Source organism: Egibacter rhizosphaerae, assembly GCF_004322855.1.
GTDB lineage: Bacteria > Actinomycetota > Nitriliruptoria > Euzebyales > Egibacteraceae > Egibacter > Egibacter rhizosphaerae.
This window is the reverse complement of sequence record NZ_CP036402.1, coordinates 4323284-4339554: the sequence shown is the minus strand read 5'-3', so window position 1 is coordinate 4339554 and position 16271 is coordinate 4323284. Positions and strand designations below refer to the sequence as shown.

Genomic DNA, 16271 nt, shown 5'->3' with positions numbered 1-16271 from the left:
CGTTCATGCCAGGGGCATGATGACGACCGCACGGGACGTCACGAGCATTCTAGGCGACCTGGACCGCCTTCTATCAAGGGTCGTGAATCCCGTACTCGAGGAGGTCGGGCTCGAGCGGGAGCACTGGCAGGCGCTGCGGATCCTCGCCGACGACCAGGGCCACTCCATGGGGGGGCTGTGCGAGCGCCTCGGCCTCGCCGGCGCGACGGCCACCCGCATCGTCGATCTCCTCGCCACCAGCATGCTCGCGTACCGACGCAGTGACCCTCTCGACCGCCGACGCGTGCTCGTCTACGCCTCGGACCAGGGTCACGCGCTGCTGCACGAGGTCGAGGAGCGCGTCACTGTCCACCTCGACGACGCGCTCACGGGCTTCCAGCCCGAGGAGTACGAGCGCCTCACGGAGCTCCTGCAGCGGCTGATAAGCGTCGCCGACTCAGCGTCAACGCCTGGAACGTAGCGCCAGCACCCCGGGACCCCGTGGGCGTGGGCTCGGCGGGCCGGATCCCAGGCCGTGACACGGTCACGCCCCCCGATCTCGCTTGCGCACGCGGCGCCCGCTCGTAGGGCTCGAAGAGGCCGGACGACACGTGCGGCGTAGCCGCTCAGCGGCGACAAGGCCGACGAGCGCGAGCGTCGCGGCAACCGCCCAGGCCGCCCGATCATCCGTGCGGCTCCCGATCAGCGCAGCACCGACGCTCGGGCCGAGCACACCGGCCAGGCCCCACGCGCTAAACATGACTGCGACGTTGCCACCGACATGCGCCGTGCCGAACAGGTCGGCGGTCGCGGCCGGCACCAATCCCGCGAGCGCACCGTAGGCGACTCCGAGTAGGACCGCCGCGGGGTAGAGGACCATTGGGCTCGCGAGCATGGCGAGCAGCCCCGCTGCTCCCGTCGCGACGCTGGTGGCGACCGACAACGCGGCGAGGCGGCCGAATCGATCGCTCGCAGCCCCCACCCCGACCCGCCCACTCGCGTTGCCGATGGCGACGAGCGCGACCAGGGTCGCACCATCGGCCGGTGTGAGACCGCGAACCTCGGCGACGACCGCGACGTGGCTGAGCGTCATGAGCCCTGCGAACGAGCCGAGCAGGAACACCGCCCACAGGTACCGCCCCTCCGGGGATCGCAGCACCGCCTTCGGGCGGAGCCCCGTCGTCGCCTCCGGGCGCACGGACCGCACCCGGACGCCCGTGAGCAGGAAGGCTCCGATGAGCAGCCCGATGCCGACCACGACGGTCAGCCCCAGCAGCGCCGCCCTCCATCCGGCATGCCGTACCCCCGCCTCGAGGAGCGGCGCGGCGACCAGCGCGCTCACGGCGTAGGCGCCCACGACGCTGCCGACGGCGAGGCCCCGCCGCTGCGTGGCGCCGCGGTTCGCCACCGCGACCGCGGTCGCATAGCCGAGCCCGTTGCCGGCACCGAAGAGCACCCCGTACCCCGCGACGAGGGTCACGAGGTGCTCAGCGAAGGCGGCCAGCACGAGCCCGAGCACCACGGAGGCCGTCGCGCCCAGCATGAGCCGGGCAGGCGCGACCCGATCCGTGAACCGACCAGCCAACATCACGGTCACGGCGAACGCCGCGAGGGCGACGCTGAATACCAGCGCGACCTCAGCGCCGCGCTCGAGAGCGTCGGAGATGGGGCCGGCCAGCACGCTCCACGCGTAGAGCGTGCCGAGACTCGCGGCGGCAAGGCCCGCCCCGACGAACGCCCGCACGTGCGACTCGGAACGGTCGCTTGTCGCCATACACGCTGCCCCAGGACGGTGGCACGGGCCAACGGGCCACGGCCGGGTGCGGCGGAGACGTGTCCGTCGACTCTCGATTCCGCGACCCTTGACAGACTTTACCGTATCGGTAAATTTCCGTTTCGGAAACATAATTCGGCCCGCTCGCCCACACTGAGCCGGCGGGAGGACGAGTGCGGGGCGACACGAAAGGGACGGTCATGCCCACCTACGAGTACCGCTGCGGGCACTGCGGGCCCTTCGAGCTCCAGCGCGCCATGGGCGAAGCGCCGCAGCATCACGACTGCCCGGGATGTCACACACCGGTGCGACGCGCCATCTCGGCTCCACACGTGAACCGGTTCCCGGAGGCCCTTGCCCGCGAGATCACGCGCGCGGAGAGGTCGCAGGACGAACCGGAGGTCGTCACCTCGCTGCCCCCGCCCACCGGTCGTCGGGCATCGACCGGGGGCTCCAACGTGCCTCCTCGTCCGGTCCCACCACCTCCCCGGCGCTGATACCGCACCCACCGGATTCACGACCTGCACCTGCCCGGTGTCACCGATCGAGAGGAGGCACCTCACCGACCGAGCCCCGAGCCGGTCGAGGCCAGTGCGCCACGGCCGCTCCCACATCGCAGCACCCGGACTGGAGAAAGGCCCCGAAGATGCCCGACGTCGCATTCGAGATCGACTACTCACGCTCGATGTTCGAGCAGAACGTCCCGGGCCACAACCGCTGGCATCCGGACATCCCCATCGCCTCCGAGGTCTCCCCCGGCGACGAGTTTCGGGTCGAGTGCCTCGACTGGACCGACGGGCAGGTCAACAACGACGACTCCGCCAACGACATCCGCGACATGGTGCTCGAGCGGTGCCACGTGCTGAGCGGGCCGATCGGCATTCGCGGTGCCGAGCCGGGAGACCTCCTCGTCGTCGACATCCTCGACCTGGGACCCATCCCGCAGGCGCGTGGCGACCTTCCGGGCGAGGGGTGGGGCTACACCGGCATCTTCTCCAAGGTGAATGGCGGTGGCTTCCTCACCGACAGGTTCCCCGAGGCGTACAAGACCATCTGGGACCTGCGCGGGCAGCAGGCGAGCTCGCGGCACATCCCCGGGGTCTCCTACACGGGCATCACCCACCCCGGCCTATTCGGCACAGCGCCGTCGGCAGAGCTCCTCGAGCGTTGGAACGAGCGCGAGCGAGCACTGATCGCGCGCGACCCTGACCGGGTTCCGCCGCTGGCGCTCCCGCCGGAAGAGCAAGAGGCCCTGGCAGGGAGCCTGGACCCGGGCTCGTCGTGGTTCAATGCCGTCGCCCGGGAGGGAGCCCGGACCATCCCGCCCCGCGAGAACGGTGGGAACCACGACATCAAGAACTTCTCACGCGGCTCGCGAGTGCTGTATCCAGTCCACGTACCCGGCGCCAAGCTCTCGGGCGGTGACCTCCACTTCAGCCAGGGCGACGGGGAGATCACGTTCTGCGGTGCGATCGAGATCGGTGGCTTCATCGACTTCGGCGTCGACCTCATCAAGGGTGGCATGGAGAAGTACGGCGTCACGACCGATCCGGTGTTCATGCCCGGCAATGTCGAGCCCCGCTACTCGGAGTTCGTCTCCTTCTGCGGGACGTCGGTCGACCACGACACCAACCGCCAGGAGTACATCGACGCGACGCTCGCCTACCGAAACGCCTGCCTGAACGCCATCGAGTACCTCAAGAAGTTCGGCTACACGGGTGAGCAGGCGTACATGATCCTCGGCACCGCGCCCATCGAAGGACGAGTGAGCGCTGTCGTCGACATCCCCAACGCATCCTGCTCCCTCTACCTGCCCACGGCGATCTTCGACTTCGACATCCGGCCGACGGCCGAGGGCCCCACCCACCGCGACCGCGGACAGGTCGCCGTCACGTCGTAGGCGCCGATCACGCGTCGCACCGCCGGGGTCCCGGCGTGGGGCGCCACCGCGCCGCGGCGGCGCCCCGACATCCCCGGCGAGCGCATTTCGGAGGTTCGCACATGCTTGGGCTCGTGTTGCTCTACGTGGGCGCCGTACTGTTCGTCAACGGCATCTGGCTGCTCGGTCACATCCAGAATCGCGAGGTCGCGATCATCAACGTCTTCACCGGCCTGGTGGGGCTGATCGTGGCGATCTTCTCCGTCGCGCAGGGCGACCTCGATTCGGTCCAGCTGGCCGCGTACGTCCTGCTGTTCGCCTTCACGTACCTGTGGGTCGCATACAACCAGGGCATCGCGGCCGACGGCGCGGGCCTCGGCTGGTACTGCCTGTTCGTAGCCGTGACGGCGGTGCCCGTGTCGATTCTCACCCTCTCCGCCGTCGTCGAGGTGTTCGACCTTTGGCTCGGCTTGAACTGGGCGGGTTGGGCGGTGCTGTGGTTCACCTACTTCCTGCTTCTCGCGCTCAAGAAGCCACTCACCCGCTTCGCCGCGTATCTCACGCTCCTGCTCAGCATCGTGACCGCCTGGCTTCCGGGCTTCCTGGTCCTCAACGGCATCATCTGACTGGCGAGCGGCCCGCGGCGCGCCGCGGGTGGCAAAGGCGTCCCCCCGCCCCCGTGAGGCGTCACCGACGACCGCTACGTGCGAATGGGCCCGCGCGTCCCGCGGGCAGCGCCTCGCGGACACGAGTTGGAGGACGCGACGGAGGTGCCCGTGCCCTGGTGTGGGAACTGCGCCCAGTGGTCCCGGGGACAACCCTGCGAGTGGTGCGACCACCCCGACGCACTTCGGGCCGGGAGCCGCGGGGAGGCCGCCCCTGACGACAGCCCGCCGACGCTTGCCGTAAGGTCCTACACGTACGCTCGCGGACTGCTGCGGCTCGAGGGTGGCGAGCAGGTGGCGCTCCTTCACTACCTGCTCAAGTGGGCGGTGCTCGGGACCATCGTGGGGGTTCTCGCTGGCCTCGCCGCCGCGGTGTTCCTTTTATCGCTGGCCTGGGTGACCGAGACTCGCGAAGGCAACCCCTGGCTGCTCGCAGGGTTGCCGCTCGGGGGCTTCGCCGTCGCCCTCGCCTACCACTACCTGGGAGGGAACTCCGCCAGCGGCAACAACCTCATCCTGGACGCCGTCCACGAACCGGAGCACGGCGAGCACGTCGAGCGCCCACCGGAGGTGCCTCTGCGCATGGCCCCTCTGGTGCTCACAGGCACTCTGGTCACCCACCTGTTCGGCGGTTCCGCCGGTCGCGAGGGGACCGGTGTGCAGATGAGTGGCGCACTCGCTGCGACCTTCGCCCGCATCACGCGGCTGTCAGCGGAGGACCGGCGGATCGTGCTGATCGCCTCCATCGCCGGCGGGTTCGGTGGCGTCTTCCAGGTCCCGATGGCCGGGACGGTCTTCGCCTTGGAGGCACTCACCGTGGGGCGCATCCGCTTCGCGGCCCTGATGCCCGCGATGGTCGCGGGCATTCTCGGCGACGGCGTCGCCCGAACCGCCTTCGACCTAACCGGCCTCCCGCACGGGCCCACCCCGACGGTCACGCTACCGGGTGTCACCTTCGACCCGTGGCTGCTCGGGAAGGTCGCGCTCGCCGGTATCGCGTTCGGACTCGCCGCCATCCTCTTCAGCGAGCTCGTGTACGGGCTCCGTCGCACCTACCGGGCCGCGAGCCCTTGGGCCCCCGCCCGGCCGATCATCGGCGGGTTGGCCGTGATCGCGCTCGCGGGACTGGTGGGGACCACCGCCTACCTCGGGCTGTCACTGCCGCTCATCGCTGACGCCTACGAGGGCGAGGTCGCAGCCTGGGCGTTCCTCCTCAAGATCGTGTTTACCGCGGTCACGATCGCAGCCGGGTTTCAAGGGGGCGAGGTGACTCCCCTCTTCGTCATCGGCGCGACGCTCGGGGGCGCACTGGCCGAGCCGCTGGACGCGCCACCTGAGATCCTCGCCGCGATCGGGCTCGTGGCCGTCTTCGCCGGTGCGACGAACACGCCGCTGGCCTCCACGCTCATGGGCGTGGAGCTATTCGGAGGCGGCGCCCTCGTCTACCTGGCGGTCGGATGCGTCATCAGCTACGTGTTCACTGGTCATCGGGGGATCTACGAGAGCCAGCGCATCGATTCGCCCAAGGGCGATATCCCGACCGGCCGCGGGACCGACGTGCGGACGCTGATGCAGCGTCGTCGCCCGTGGCTGCCCCCTCACCGTGGCCGACGCCCTCGACGGAGTCGCCGATGACTCGCGCAGCGGGCGCAAGAAATCAGCGCGACGCGCGCAACGACCCTCTGCCTCCGCATCTCCGCCTCCAGACACCACAACCGGGAATCGTTACCGCCTCCCGAGAGTCCTTCGCAGAACCGGCACGAACAGTCGAGCCTCCCGCTCACGCTGGCAAGGGCCCCACCGTGACGCTACGCTCACGTGTCGGGCGGCACGGTCCGCCCATACCGGGATGTGGCCCAGCTTGGTTAGGGCGCCGCTCTGGGGGAGCGGAGATCGGCGGTTCAAATCCGCCCATCCCGACCACACCACCCGCGTCACCAGCGCGCCGAAGGTCCTCGGGCACGACCCGCTCTGCCTCCACCTCGCACACAGCGTGGGATATGGTCGCGCAACGCAGTGTCCGGCGCGTCATCCTGGTGGGACCGGGCCGCCGTGGCCGGACCGACAGCCGCTATGCTCGTCATCGATCGACGTAGGGAGGGTGCGCCATGAGCAGCGTCCAGATCGACGAGCGGACGCAGCCGCTGCGCCCCGACGATGGGGACCATGAGCGCTTCGCGCACTACGTACCGAAGGCCGAGATCCTCGAGAGCGCGGTCACAGGTCGGCCCGTCATCGCCCTCTGCGGGAAGAAGTGGGTCCCGAGCCGCGATCCGGAGCGCTTCCCGATCTGTCCGGAGTGCAAGCGGATCAAGGCCGAGGGGGCCGCGTAGCGACCCGGCTCTCCCGGGCAAAGCTGCGCAGACCCCGGAGGAATCCGACCTGCCCGGCTGACGCCGGACACCCAGATCCGTGGAACGACGCGAGCCCTCGGGCCAGCGATCCAGCGCGACCTACCGGTCGCGCTCCCCCCACCGTGGCCGAACCCGAACCGCGAGATCGACCGGGCTGCCGGCGAAGCCGAACGCGTCCCTCAGGCTGCGCTCCAGGTACCGGTGGTAGGTGTCGTCGACCTTCCCGCTCGCGAACACGCGGACGGTCGGTGGGGCCGTGGCCACCTGCGTGGCGTATCGGACCTTGATCGCACGCCCGTCGTGCCGTGGCGGGGGCGTGGCCGCGACGGCCTCGCCCAGCCACTCGTTGAGCCGAGCGGTGGGCACGCGCCGTGTCCACTCCGCGATCGCTCCGTCGATGTGGTCGGGCAACCGCTGAACCGCACGGCCGGTCGTCGCGCTCGTGCGGACCACGGGTGGATCGGGCAGGAAGTGCAGGAGACGATCCCGCTCCCGTTCGAGCATCTCGCGGCGCTCGGCATCGACCTGGTCCCACTTGTTCAGCACGAGCACCATCGCCCGCCCGGCATCGAGGATCTCTCGGGCGAGCTTCTGGTCCTGCTCACCGACGGGTTCGCTCGCGTCGAGCACGAACAGCGCGACCGCCGACGCGTGCAGCGCTCGCAGGGTCCGTGAGCGGCTGTAGGTCTCGGTCGACTGGCGGACGCGGCTGCGGCGCCGCAGCCCCGCGGTGTCGACGAACCGGTACTGTCGACCCGGTGTCACCTCGACGAGCGTGTCGACGGCGTCGCGGGTCGTTCCCGGCCGCTCGTCGACGAGAGCGCGCTCCTCGCCCACCAGACGGTTGAACAGCGACGACTTGCCGACGTTGGGGCGACCGATCAGCGTGATGCCCGGGACTCCCTCGGCCAGGGGTTGTGGTCGGTCGAACGCGCCCGCTTCGTCCAAGAGATCGACGACCGCGTCGAGCAGGTCGCCCGACCCGGTACCGTGCAGCGCGCTCACCGGCCACGGGTCTCCGATGCCCAGGGAGTAGAGCTCAGCGAGGGCGACCGGCAGGGAATGACGCGGTCCTCCGGGCGCACCGCTCGCCACGGCGTCGGCCTTGTTGGCGACGAGCAGCACGGGCGCCGCGCCCCGCCGCAGCCAACGAGCGACCTCCTCGTCCTCCTCGGTGGCCCCGGTCGCCGCATCGACCACCAGCAGAACGACGTCGGCGGTCTCCGCGGCGAGTTCTGCCTGTTCGGTCACCGATCCGGCGAGCGGATCCGGACTCACCGACGTGTCGCCCAGCCGGTGCGGTGGCACCCAGCCACCGGTGTCGACGACGACGAGGTTCCGGCCGATCCACTCCACGTCGTGCACGGTGCGGTCGCGCGTGATGCCGGGCCGCTCCTCGACGATCGCCTCGCGGCGGCCGACGAGCCGGTTGACGAGCGTCGACTTGCCGACGTTGGGCCGCCCGACGATCGCGACCATGGGAACGCCCGCGGTCCCCGCCTCACTGGGCACGCGCGAGGCGCGCTGGTCGCCGGTCACGAACCCTCCCTCATGCGTACGTGGTCGGGGCCGGTCGGCAGGCGCTCGACGATCGCCTCGACCACTTGGGTCACGGTTCTCTCGCTGGTATCGACGACGATCGCGTCGTGGGCCCGTTCCATCTGTCGGGCGTCGGCGGTATCGCGTCGGGCGAGGTCAGCGGTCAGCGCGTCGATCTCGGCCGGATCGGTGATGCCGAGTTGCCGTGCCCTTCGTGCGGCGCGCTCGCGGGGGTCGGCGCTGAGCCACACCTTCGCGGGTGCGTCGGGCACGACGGCGGTGCCGGCGTCGCGACCCTCCACCACCCCTCCGTGCGCGGTGGCCGCACGTTGCCGGGGCACGAGCAGCCGTCGCACCTGGGGATGCCCGGCGACCTGGGAGACGTGCTCGGTGACCTCCGGGCCGCGGATGGCGTGCTCCACGTCGGCGCCGTCGAGGAATGTCCGTCCGCCCCGCCGGTCGATGTGGGCCTGCTCCACCACCCGGGCGCAGGCGGGGCCCTCCCCGAGGGGAACGCCGGCGCGCAGGCACGCGAGCGTGGCTGCCCGGTAGTACGCGCCGGTGTCGACGTGGGCGACACCGAGGCGGTCGGCGAGTGCGGCCGCGACGGTCGACTTGCCCACGCCACCGGGACCGTCGATCGCGACCACGTCCCTCACGGTTCCTCCTCCCAGTGCACGCCGAGCGCGGCCGCGTCGCGCCAGAAGCCCGGATAGGTCTTCGTCACGCACCACGGCTCCTCGACCACGACCCCACCGACGGCCGCGCCGATCGCGGCGAACGCCATCGCCAGCCGGTGGTCGTCGTGGGTCGCGAGCCGCGCCGGCCCTGCCGCCGCGCCCCCTTCGATGACGAGCCCGTCGGGCTCCTCGACGACGCGCACTCCCAGCTTGCCGAGTTCGGTGGCGAGTGCCGCGAGCCGGTCGGTCTCATGGTGCCTCGCGACTCCCACGCCCGACAGGTGACTCGTGCCCGACGTGATCGCGGCGAGGGCGGCCAGGGTCGTGATCTGGTCCGGGTGGGCCGAGAGGTCCGCGTCGAGTGGCCGCAGCCGCTCGGGGCCGGTCACCGAGAGCCTGTCGCCGTCCCGGGCGGTGCGGCAACCCATGGCGGCGAGCAGGTCGACGACCGCTGCGTCGGGCTGGGACGTCCTCGACGGCACGTTCGTGACGGTCACCGTGCCGCCGGTCGCGGCCGCGAGCGAGAACAGGTGCACCGCGGCGCTCGCGTCGTACTCGACCTCGACCGAGCGCGCGCGGTAGCCGGTGCCGGCGGTCACCCGCCAGCCGTCGGCGAGATCGGTGACCTGCGCCCCCCAGGCCCGCATCGCCTCGACGGTCAGCACGATGTAGGCGACCGCGGCCTCCCCCGCCAGGCGCACCGTGACGCCCTCGCGCGCGTAGGGTGCTGCCAGCAGGACGGCGGTGGCGAACTGGCTCGAGTCCCGCACGTCGATGGTGACGTCGCCGCCGACGAGCCCACCACCCGCGCTGGTCACCGGGGGGTAGCCGTCGTCGTCGTGCACGCTCGCGCCCAGCTGCGCGAGCGCCGCGGTCAACGGACCGACCGGGCGCCGCCGCAGCGGGGGCTCCCCGTCGACGGTGACCGGCCCGTCGGCCAGCGGCGCCAGGGCGGCGAGGAAACGCATGCTCGTCCCCGAGAGGCCCGCGTCGAGCGGTCCCGCGACGCCGCGCAGGGCGCCGGAGGTCCCGGTGACGTGCCACCGCGGCGTCCCGTCGGGCTCGGGATCGGCGAGGACCTGCGCGCCGAGCAGACAGACGGCGTCGCGCATCGCGCGGGAGTCGTCGCTCTCGAGGGGGGCGAGCAGGGTGCTCGTGCCGCGGGCGAGCGCGGCGATCGGCAGCAGCCGGTTCGTCACGCTCTTGCTGGCGGGCGCGCGCACCGCGCCCGCGACCGCCCCGGCCGGGCTGAGCGCGACCGCGGCACGTGGCACGGCCTCGGGCTCGACGCTCACAGGCGACGCTCCACGACCTCGTACCCGCGCGCGGTGATCGCGTCCCGCGCCCGGTGTGCCTCCTCGGTGCCGGAGACCGCGAGCCGCAGCGCACCACGCCCGCCCTCGGCGGCGTGCTCGATGCCCATGTCCTCGATGTTCACCCCCACCGCGCCGACCGTGGTCGTGACCTCCGAGAGCGTTCCCGGACGGTCGGCGATCGGCACGACGAGTTCGACCATCGGCCGGCGGCTGACCTCCTTGCTGGGCAGGCCACGGCGGCCGGCGTGGGCCTGCTCGAGCACCTGCCGCAGCGCGGTCGAGTCCTCGTGGGCGAGGCTCTCGCGCAGTTCGCGGATGCGCTCGGCGTAGTCGTCGAGGACGGCGGTGATCGCCTCCCGGTTCTCGGCGCAGATCTCGAGCCACAGGTCGGGGTCGCTCGCCGCCACCCGGGTCGCGTCCCGGAACCCGCCGGCGGCCAGCAACAGCAACCCGGCGTGCTCCCGCTGCGCCCGCTCGGTGGCGAGGTTCATGAGCGTCGTCGCGGCGAGCTGCGGCAGGTGGCTCACGACCGCGACCAGCAGGTCGTGACGGGCGGGATGGACGGCCAGCGGCCGCGCGCCGATGGCCCCCGCGAGCGCGTGCAGGCGCTGGTAGGCCGCGGGTGCGGTGTACGTCGTGGGGGTCAGCAGGTAGGTCGCGCCGACGAACAGCTCCGCCGAGCCGTGTTCGGGGCCGCTCTCGTGGGACCCGGCCATGGGGTGGCCACCGATCACGTGCACCCCGGCGGGGGCCGCGTCCTGCAACTGCTCGACGACCCGTCGCTTCACGCTCGCGACGTCGGTGAGGATCGCCCCCTCGGGGAGGGCGGACGCGACGGAGGCCGCCGCCCGGCCGACCGCGCTCGCCGGGACCGCGAGCACGACCAGGTCGGCGCCCCGGGCGGCCTCCTCCGCCGTCGACGCCGCCGCATCGAGTGCGCCGCGCTCGTGGGCGACAGCCAAGCGCTGCGCGTCTGCGTCGTAGCCGGTCACCCGTTCGATCTGGGAGACCCGACGCAGCGCGAGGCCGAGGGAGGTGCCGATGAGCCCGGTGCCGACGAGCGCGACACGCCGCGGCAGGCGTGCCGCGTGATCGGACGGCGGCGGGGTGTCCACGCTCACTCGCGCAGGTCACTGCGCAACTGGCGCGCGTCGCGCAGGTACACGTGGCGGAGCTCACCACGCTCGCGGTCGGTCTGCAGATGCGCGAGCAACCGGATGCAGCGCGGGATGTTCGACGGCCCCTCGATCGCGAGCTCACGGGCGCAGAGCATCGGGACGTCGCTGATCCCGGCCGCGCGCACCGCGGCGGCCGGGAACTCGCTGCGCACATCATCGGTCGCGGTCAGAACGAGGCTGATGAGATCGTCGGTGTGCAGGTCGTTGCGCTCGAGCATCGCCCGGATCAGTTCGCCGGTCCGCTCGAGGACCTGATCGCGCGTGTCCTCGTCCAAGGTCGTCGCCCCGCGCAGTGCTGCCACCTTCACGCTTGCCTCCGTCCGCTCGTGCGCGCGGAACCGTCGTCCGCACGGTCGTCGCCGCCATCGGGTTCCGCCCCGAGCCCCACCGCGCGGTAGAGGTCGCGGACCTCCCGGCCGTTCAGCGGGCGATACTTCCCCGTGGACAGCTCGCCGAGCGTGAGCGGGCCGATCCGGACCCGGGCGAGTCGCTGCACGGGATGGCCGACCGCGGCGAGCAGTCGCCGGACCTCGCGCTTGCGGCCCTCGGCGAGGGTGAGCTCGATGAGGACGCGCTTCGAGTCGCTGCCGAGCTGCCGGGCGGAGAGCACGTGCGCCGTCCCGTCGTCGAGTTCGACACCTGCCCGCAGCCGGCCCATCAGGCCCTTGGGGACGGGCGCGGCCACCTGGGCGACGTAGGTCTTCTCGATCTCGAAGCGAGGATGCGCGAGCCGGTGCGCCAGCTCGCCGTCGTTGGTGAGCAGCAACAGGCCCTCGGTGTCGCGGTCGAGTCGACCGACCGGATACACGCGGGGCTTCTCGGGAACGAGGTCGAGGACGGTGCGCCGGCCCTTGGGGTCGGAGGCGGTCGTCACGACCTGCGGGGGCTTGTTCAGCATCAGGTGAACGAGCCGCGGGTCGACCGCGACCCGCTCACCGTCGACGGCGATGATCTGTGCGGTCGGGTCGGCCTTCGCACCGAGCGTGACCTTCTCACCATCGACGGTCACCCGCCCGTCGGCGATGAGTTCCTCGCACGCTCGCCGGCTGCCGACCCCGGCCGCCGCGAGCACCTTCTGCACACGTTCGACGGTCACGCCGATCCCTCGTCGGACGGATCCGGTGGCTGCTGCCACGAGCTCTCGACCTCGCGCCGGGCCTGCTTGTAGCCACCCGGGGGCGGTTCGGCGGGAGCGGGCCCCTTGGGCGCCAGATCCGGGAGTGGGGGCAGCTCGCCGAGGTCGTTGAGTCCCAGGCGCTCGAGGAAGTCGGAGGTCGTCCCGTAGAGCAGTGGCTGCCCCGGCACCTCTGCTCGCCCGACCTCGGTGACGAGCCCTCGCGAGACGAGGGACCTGACCGCGCCGTCCGCGTCGACGCCACGGATCTCGCCGACCCGCGCCCTCGTCACCGGCTGCTCGTACGCGACGACCGCGAGCGTCTCGAGCGCCGCCTGTGACAGACGGTTCGTCCGCCCGTTCAGCACGAACCGCTCGACGTACGCGCTGGCGCCCGGGTCGGTGTAGAGCCGCCAGCCCCCGCCCACCTCACGGAGCACGAACCCGCGGCCCTCGTCGACGTAGGCGCTGCGCAACGCCCGCAGCCCGGCCTCCACGTCGTCAGTGGGCACCTCGAGGACCTGCGCGAGCGTCACGACGTCGACCGGCTCCTCCACCACGAACAGGACCGCCTCGAGCGCCTTGCGGAGCTCCGAGCCGAGCAGGGCGTCCGGCTCCGCGCTCACTCGTCGGCCTCCGGAGGCGCGGTGGGGGCGAGGTCGGCGCTCGTCGGGGTCAGGTCGTCGAGCCGGTGGGCGCCGTCGTCGCCCGAGGCGAGGTGGACCGTGATCGTCCCGAAGCGCTCGGCCTGCTCGAGGTCGACGTGGTCGCGCGCGGCGAGCTCAAGCAGCGCCAGGAAGTGCACGACCACCTCGACCCGGTGGCGGCACCCGGCGGTCAGTTCCCGGAACGTGACACGACCCCCGGCGCGCACCAGCTCGTCGACGACCATTCCGGCCGCCTCGCGCACCGTGAGCCGCACCGGCTGCAGGTGGCTCGTGTCCACCTCACCGGGCGGCTGCGAGGCGTAGACGCGGCGGCCCACCGCTGCCAGCCCCTCGACGTCCACCCCGACCTGCACCGGCGGGCGCAAGGCGGCGAACTCGGGTTCCGGACCGACGGTGCGGGGCACCAACCCTTCGTGGTCCCCCAGGCGCAGCGCCAGCCACCCGGCAGCCTCCTTGAACATGCGGTAATCGAGCAGCCGGGCGTAGAGGAGGTCGCGCGCTTCCAGCGCCTGCTCCTCGACCTCGGGATCCTCCTCGCCCGGCAGGAGGCGCGCGGCCTTCAGCTCGAGAAGGGTCGCGGCGACGACGAGGAACTCGGTCGTCACCTCGAGGTCCACCTCCTCCATCGCGCCCAGGACCGCCAGGTAGTCGTCGGTGATCTCCGCGAGGGAGATCTCGTGGATGTCGACCTTGTGTCGCGCGATGAGCTGCAGCAACAGGTCGAACGGGCCCTCGAAGGACCCGACCGAGACCGTGTACGAAGCCGCCATGTCGCGCGGAGTCTAACGCCGTGGAGGGAGGGTCGGACCGGAGCGCCGGGACGAGGCCGGCCGTTCAGACCGACCCGACGCGGCGCAGCAGCGTGGGCGGCGCCTCCGTGGGAGCTCCCACCTCGATGAGCTCGCCGAGTCGGCGGGCGCCCTCGTCCGCGGTCGCATCGTCGCGAGCGTGCACGGTGGCCAGGGCCTGCCCGGCCTCGACCTCGTCGCCGATGGCCACGTGCAGGTCGAGGCCGACCGCCGGATCCACGGGATCGCCCTTGCGGGCCCTGCCCGCGCCCAGCCAGGCGGCCAGCTCCCCCACCCCGCGCGCGGCCACGCGGCGGACGCACCCGGCCGCGTCCGCGGGCACCGGGCGCTGCACGGGCGCCTGCGGGAGCGTCGCCGCCGGGTTGTCCACCGCCCCGGGATCGCCGCCCTGGGCCACGATCATCTCGCGCAGCTTGGCGCGGGACGCGCCCGAGCTCCACGCGTCGCGCACCCGCTCCCGAGCTGCGTCGAGGTCGGTCTCGGTCGCGAGCGCGAGGCCGGTCGCGGCGAGCTCCGCGGCGAGCTCGGCCAGACGTCCCTGCGGCTCGGCCTCGAGCAGTCGCACGCACTCGGCGACCTCGAGCGCGTTGCCGATCCCCGTGCCGAGCGGCTGGTCCATCGCGGTGACGAGCGCCACCGTGCGACGGCCGTCGGCCTCCCCGATCTCGACGCAGAGCTCGGCCAGCTCGGCCGCGGCCTCCTCCGACGCCATGAACGCACCCTCCCCCGCCTTCACGTCGAGCACGATCGCGTTCGAGCCCGCGGCGAGCTTCTTGCTCATGACGCTCGAGGCGATCAGCGCCGTCGATTCGACGGTGCCCGTGACGTCCCGGAGCGCGTAGAGCTCGCGGTCGGCAGGCACGAGTTCGTTGGTCTGCGCGGCGACGACACAGCCCACCTCGCTCGCGACGCGGTACAGCTCCCGACCGTCGAGGTCCACCCGGAAGCCGGGGATCGACTCGAGTTTGTCGAGCGTGCCGCCCGTGTGACCCAGGCCGCGACCGGAGAGCTTCACCAGCGTCACGCCGCAGGCCGCCAGCGTCGGGGCCACCAGGAGGGTGGTGCCGTCCCCGACCCCGCCGGTCGAGTGCTTGTCCACGGTCGGACCGGGGAGCCCGGCCTGCTCGAGCATGGCTCCGGACTCGACGAAGATGCGCGTGAGCGCGATCGCCTCGTCGCGGCTGAACCCGCGCAGGACCCCGGCCATCAGGAACGCGCCGATCTGGCCCTCGCCGACCCGCCCCTCCAGGTAACCCTCGACCAGGGTGCGCAGCTCGTCCTCGGTGAGCGAGCCCCCGTCGCGCTTGCGACCGATCAGCTCACTGGGCAGTGCCACGCCGCCCGGGGTTCGGGTGTCCTCGCTCACGTCGCCGCTCCTTTCGCGAGCCCGTCGTCGTCCGTCGAGCGCGCCCTCGGATGAGCCTCGTCGTAGATCGCCCGGAGGCGACCGTCGGTGACCAGGGTGTAGATCTGCGTCGTGTTCACGCTCGCGTGCCCCAGCAGCTCCTGGACCACCCGTACGTCGGCGCCACCGTCGAGCAGATGGGTCGCGAAGCTGTGCCGCAGGATATGCGGCGAGGCGCGCTCCGCGAGTCCCGCGGCCTCGGCGTGCTTCTTGATGATCTTCCACGCGCCCTGCCGGCTGAGCCGTCCCCCACGGCCGTTGCAGAACAGCGCCGCGTCCCTCGGCGCCATCGCGGGGCGCCCGCGCACGAGCCAGGCATCGACGCTCGCCGCAGCGGTCCGACCGACCGGGACGACCCGATCCTTGCCGCCCTTGCCGCGGCATCGCAACACCCGCTCTGCAGCGTCGACGTCGTCGACATCCAGGTTCACGAGTTCGCTGATCCTGAGGCCCGCGGCGTAGAGGAGCTCCAGCATCGCGCGGTCACGCATGCCGGTGGGCTCATCCCCGGTCGGGGCGTCGAGCAGGGCCTCCACCTCGTCCACGGCGAGCGCCTTCGGCAGCGGCCGGCCGGGGCTCGGTCCGCCGAGCTCGCTGGAGGGATCGTCCGTGGCCAGGCCCTCGTCCACGAGGAAGCGGTGCAGCCCGCGCACGGCCACCAGCACCCGCGCAGTGCTCGCCGACGCGTACGGGGTCCCCCGGGGCGTCCTGCGCTCGCGGAGCCATCCCGCGAACCGCGCGAGGTCGTCCCGCGACGCGTTCAGCGGGTCGCCGGGCCCGTGCTCGGCGAGCCAGGTGCCGTAGACCTCGAGGTCCCGACGGTAGGCCGCCAGGCTCTGCGTGGCGAGCCCCCGCTCCACCCGGAGGTAGTCGAGGTAGCGGTCCCCGTGGCGTGGCAGCGAGCCCATCGC

17 protein-coding genes and 1 tRNA gene are annotated in these 16271 nt (G+C 72.1%); 7 read left to right on the top strand and 11 right to left on the bottom strand.

Annotated features, from left to right (window positions below):
• Positions 1–16 precede the first annotated feature (16 nt).
• Entirely contained in the window at positions 17–460 is a 444-nt protein-coding gene (locus ER308_RS19885) for a MarR family winged helix-turn-helix transcriptional regulator (protein ID WP_131156593.1), read from the top strand.
• A gap of 63 nt (positions 461–523) precedes the next feature.
• On the opposite strand, the gene ER308_RS19880 is transcribed toward ER308_RS19885, so the two are convergent.
• On the bottom strand, positions 524–1753 hold the full coding sequence (locus tag ER308_RS19880; protein ID WP_165492273.1) for an MFS transporter: 1230 nt from the start codon (positions 1751–1753) through the stop codon (positions 524–526).
• Positions 1754–1953: 200 nt separating this feature from the next.
• On the opposite strand from ER308_RS19880, the gene ER308_RS23310 reads away from it, so the two are divergent.
• From ER308_RS23310 to ER308_RS19850, 6 genes are all read left to right on the top strand, one after another.
• Complete coding sequence (locus ER308_RS23310) at positions 1954–2250, top strand: FmdB family zinc ribbon protein (RefSeq protein ID WP_131156591.1); 297 nt, start codon at positions 1954–1956, stop codon at positions 2248–2250.
• A 149-nt stretch (positions 2251–2399) separates the two neighbouring features.
• Complete coding sequence (fmdA, locus tag ER308_RS19870; RefSeq protein WP_131156590.1) at positions 2400–3653, top strand: formamidase; 1254 nt, start codon at positions 2400–2402, stop codon at positions 3651–3653.
• Between the two features lie 101 nt (positions 3654–3754).
• The gene (locus ER308_RS19865) at positions 3755–4258 is read left to right on the top strand and encodes an AmiS/UreI family transporter (protein ID WP_131156589.1); all 504 of its coding nucleotides are present in this window, start codon (positions 3755–3757) and stop codon (positions 4256–4258) included.
• Positions 4259–4591: 333 nt separating this feature from the next.
• Entirely contained in the window at positions 4592–5932 is a 1341-nt protein-coding gene (locus ER308_RS19860; RefSeq protein ID WP_205745758.1) for a chloride channel protein, read from the top strand.
• Positions 5933–6142: 210 nt separating this feature from the next.
• A tRNA-Pro gene (locus ER308_RS19855) sits at positions 6143–6220 on the top strand.
• 185 nt (positions 6221–6405) lie between these two features.
• Positions 6406–6630 carry a DUF3039 domain-containing protein gene (locus ER308_RS19850; protein WP_131156588.1) on the top strand — a complete coding sequence of 75 codons (225 nt, stop codon included), beginning with the start codon at positions 6406–6408 and terminating at the stop codon, positions 6628–6630.
• A gap of 120 nt (positions 6631–6750) precedes the next feature.
• On the opposite strand, the gene der is transcribed toward ER308_RS19850, so the two are convergent.
• From der to xerD, 10 genes are all read right to left on the bottom strand, one after another.
• Positions 6751–8190: a ribosome biogenesis GTPase Der gene (der, locus tag ER308_RS19845; protein WP_205745757.1), complete on the bottom strand. Its 1440-nt coding sequence runs from the start codon at positions 8188–8190 to the stop codon at positions 6751–6753.
• A complete protein-coding gene (gene cmk / locus ER308_RS19840; protein ID WP_205745756.1) occupies positions 8187–8849 on the bottom strand; it encodes a (d)CMP kinase in 663 nt (220 codons plus the stop codon). Before cmk ends, der begins: the two co-directional genes overlap by 4 nt.
• Complete coding sequence (aroA, locus tag ER308_RS19835; RefSeq protein WP_165492272.1) at positions 8846–10165, bottom strand: 3-phosphoshikimate 1-carboxyvinyltransferase; 1320 nt, start codon at positions 10163–10165, stop codon at positions 8846–8848. Before aroA ends, cmk begins: the two co-directional genes overlap by 4 nt.
• Complete coding sequence (locus ER308_RS19830; RefSeq protein ID WP_131156586.1) at positions 10162–11307, bottom strand: prephenate dehydrogenase/arogenate dehydrogenase family protein; 1146 nt, start codon at positions 11305–11307, stop codon at positions 10162–10164. The genes aroA and ER308_RS19830 overlap by 4 nt, the downstream gene beginning before the upstream one ends.
• Positions 11304–11672, bottom strand: coding sequence for a chorismate mutase (gene aroH / locus ER308_RS19825; RefSeq protein ID WP_131156585.1), 369 nt, complete (start codon positions 11670–11672; stop codon positions 11304–11306). The genes ER308_RS19830 and aroH overlap by 4 nt, the downstream gene beginning before the upstream one ends.
• Positions 11669–12460 carry a pseudouridine synthase gene (locus tag ER308_RS22160; protein ID WP_205745755.1) on the bottom strand — a complete coding sequence of 264 codons (792 nt, stop codon included), beginning with the start codon at positions 12458–12460 and terminating at the stop codon, positions 11669–11671. The genes aroH and ER308_RS22160 overlap by 4 nt, the downstream gene beginning before the upstream one ends.
• Positions 12457–13104, bottom strand: coding sequence for an SMC-Scp complex subunit ScpB (scpB, locus tag ER308_RS22155; RefSeq protein ID WP_205745754.1), 648 nt, complete (start codon positions 13102–13104; stop codon positions 12457–12459). Before scpB ends, ER308_RS22160 begins: the two co-directional genes overlap by 4 nt.
• Positions 13101–13916: a segregation and condensation protein A gene (locus tag ER308_RS19810; protein ID WP_131156583.1), complete on the bottom strand. Its 816-nt coding sequence runs from the start codon at positions 13914–13916 to the stop codon at positions 13101–13103. Before ER308_RS19810 ends, scpB begins: the two co-directional genes overlap by 4 nt.
• A gap of 64 nt (positions 13917–13980) precedes the next feature.
• Positions 13981–15321 carry a thymidine phosphorylase gene (locus ER308_RS19805; protein ID WP_131156582.1) on the bottom strand — a complete coding sequence of 447 codons (1341 nt, stop codon included), beginning with the start codon at positions 15319–15321 and terminating at the stop codon, positions 13981–13983.
• Positions 15318–16268: a site-specific tyrosine recombinase XerD gene (gene xerD / locus ER308_RS19800; RefSeq protein ID WP_131156581.1), complete on the bottom strand. Its 951-nt coding sequence runs from the start codon at positions 16266–16268 to the stop codon at positions 15318–15320. The genes ER308_RS19805 and xerD overlap by 4 nt, the downstream gene beginning before the upstream one ends.
• Positions 16269–16271: the final 3 nt, after the last annotated feature.